Annotated in this window: 2 protein-coding genes; one reads left to right on the top strand and one right to left on the bottom strand. The window is 73.5% G+C overall.

Annotated features, from left to right (window positions below; genetic code table 11):
• Positions 1-158: 158 nt before the first annotated feature.
• On the bottom strand, positions 159-1,217 hold the full coding sequence (locus tag AB0M28_RS40380) for an SIS domain-containing protein (RefSeq protein WP_365415817.1): 1,059 nt from the start codon (positions 1,215-1,217) through the stop codon (positions 159-161).
• A gap of 245 nt (positions 1,218-1,462) precedes the next feature.
• On the opposite strand from AB0M28_RS40380, the gene nagB reads away from it, so the two are divergent.
• Complete coding sequence (gene nagB, locus AB0M28_RS40375) at positions 1,463-2,248, top strand: glucosamine-6-phosphate deaminase (RefSeq protein WP_365415816.1); 786 nt, start codon at positions 1,463-1,465, stop codon at positions 2,246-2,248.
• Positions 2,249-2,344 lie beyond the last annotated feature (96 nt).

Here is a 2,344-nt window from a genome sequence, read left to right as displayed (position 1 = left end):
CGGGGTGCCCCTGTGGGCCGGTGCTCGGGTGGGTGGGCGGGTGTGTGACTCCGCGCCGTAGGCGCGGAGGGCCGGTGCGGGCCGGCGGTCGGCGGCGTGGGGTGACCACATCGCGAGGCTGGCCGCATCGCGGCGGTGCGGGCCGCAGGCGTGGGGCGTCAGCGGGTTTCTGTGACCTTTGCGAGGGCGCGGGGGGCGTCCGGGTCCTGGCCGCGGGCCAGGGTCACCTCGTACGCCAGGAGTTGGAGGGGGAGGATCTCCAGGATCGGCTGGAGCTCCTCGGGGACCCCCGACGTCGGGAGCGCGAAACCCGCCGACGCCGCGTCGACCTGGGGCTTCGGGCCGACGACCACGAGGTCCGCGCCCCGGTCGCGGAGCCGGTCGAGGACCGGCTGCAGGGCCTCGCCGCCGCGGCCGTCCGTGACGATCGCGATGACGGGGGAGACGTTGTCGACCATGGCCAGCGGGCCGTGGAGCAGATCCGCGCCCGAGTACGACAGCGCGGGGATGTACGACGTCTCCATCAGCTTCAGCGCCGCCTCCTTGGCCGTGGGATATCCGTAGCCGCGCGAGGTGATGACCATGCGTTCGGCGAAGCGGTAGCGCGCCGCCAGCGCCCGCACCTCCTCGCCCCGGTCGAGGATCCGGCCCGCGAGCGCCGGCAGGACGCGCGCGTCCTCGCCCGTACCGCCCCGCAGCCCCTCGACGAAGAGGTACAGCGCGAGGAGCGACGCCGTGTACGTCTTCGTCGCGGGGAGCGCCTTCTCGGGCCCGGCGAGGATGTCGACGTGGTACTCGCTGACCCCCGCCAGCGGCGAGGACGCGTTGTTGGTCACCGCGAGCGTGATCGCTCCGGCCTCCCGGGCCGCCCGGGTGGAGGCGACGAGGTCGGGGGAGCCCCCGGACTGGCTGACGGTGATCATCAGTACGTCCGTGAGGTCCGGCCGGGCCCCGTACGCCGTCGTCGTGGACATCGACGCCAGCCCGCACGGCAGCCCGAGCCGGATCTCCAGCAGGTACTTGGCGTAGAGCGCCGCGTTGTCCGACGTACCGCGGGCCGTCAGCAGGACGAACCGGGGCCGCCGCGCCGCGATCTCCCGCGCCACCGCCCGGATGTGCGGCGCCCCTTCGTCCAGCAGCCGGCGCAGCACCGCGGGCTGCTCGGCCATCTCGCCGGCCATGATCTGGCCACGGGGTGCCGGGCTGGTCGAGGACATTCTTCCTCCAGGGAGATGGGAGACGGGAGATGGGAGACGGGCGACAGGGGACAGTCTGGCCAAGCCTCCGACGCCCCCGCCAGCGGATGGCCGCAGCCCGCCGCCGCGGCCCGTGTGGCCGCCCGCCCCGCCGCCCGTACAAGCGGCCGGGAAACCGTCCCGACAGGGGGACGCCGGGACGCCCCCTCTGCTAGATTGGTCTAAACCACTCCGACCCCACTCCGACCGCATAAAGGCAGGCCAGCGTGGAAGTTGTCATCGTCCCGGACGCCAAGGCAGGCGGCGAGCTCATCGCGGAGGCCATGGCGGCCCTGCTGCGCCGCAAGCCCGACGCGCTGCTCGGTGTGGCCACGGGGTCCACGCCGCTGCCGATCTACGAGGCGCTGGCGGCCAAGGTCCTGGGCGGCGAGGCCGACGCCTCCCGCGCGCGTATCGCCCAGCTCGACGAGTACGTCGGACTCCCCGCCGGCCACCCCGAGTCGTACCGCTCCGTCGTCCTGCGCGAGGTCGTCGAGCCGCTGGGGCTGGACGAGGCCGCGTTCATGGGCCCGGACGGCACGGCCGCGGACGTCCAGGCGGCCTGCGAGGCGTACGACCGGGCGCTGGCGGAGGCCGGCGGCGTCGACCTGCAGCTGCTGGGCATCGGCACCGACGGCCACATCGGCTTCAACGAGCCCTGCTCGTCGCTCGCGTCCCGGACCCGGATCAAGACGCTGACCGAGCAGACCCGGATCGACAACGCCCGCTTCTTCGACGGTGACATCTCCCAGGTCCCGCACCACGTGATCACCCAGGGCATCGGCACCATCCTGGACGCCCGCCACCTGGTGCTGCTGGCCACCGGCGAGGGCAAGGCGGACGCGGTCGCCGCGACCGTGGAGGGTCCGGTCGCCTCGATCGTCCCGGCCTCGGCGCTGCAGCTGCACCCGCACGCCACGGTCGTCGTGGACGAGGCGGCGGCGTCCAAGCTGAAGCTGGCGGACTACTTCCGCCACACCTTCGCCGCAAAGCCCGACTGGCAGGGCATTTAGCAGCAGAGCGCAAGGGGGCCCCGCGCACACGGGGCCGGAATCGCACCCTTCACGGGGCCGGAATCGCACCCTTCCGCCGGGCTGGCATGACCACGT

It is taken from the genome of Streptomyces sp. NPDC051940 (assembly GCF_040680895.1).
Lineage (GTDB): Bacteria > Actinomycetota > Actinomycetes > Streptomycetales > Streptomycetaceae > Streptomyces.
Note: the sequence above shows the minus strand (reverse complement) of the source record. Positions and strands in the feature narration are given on the sequence as shown.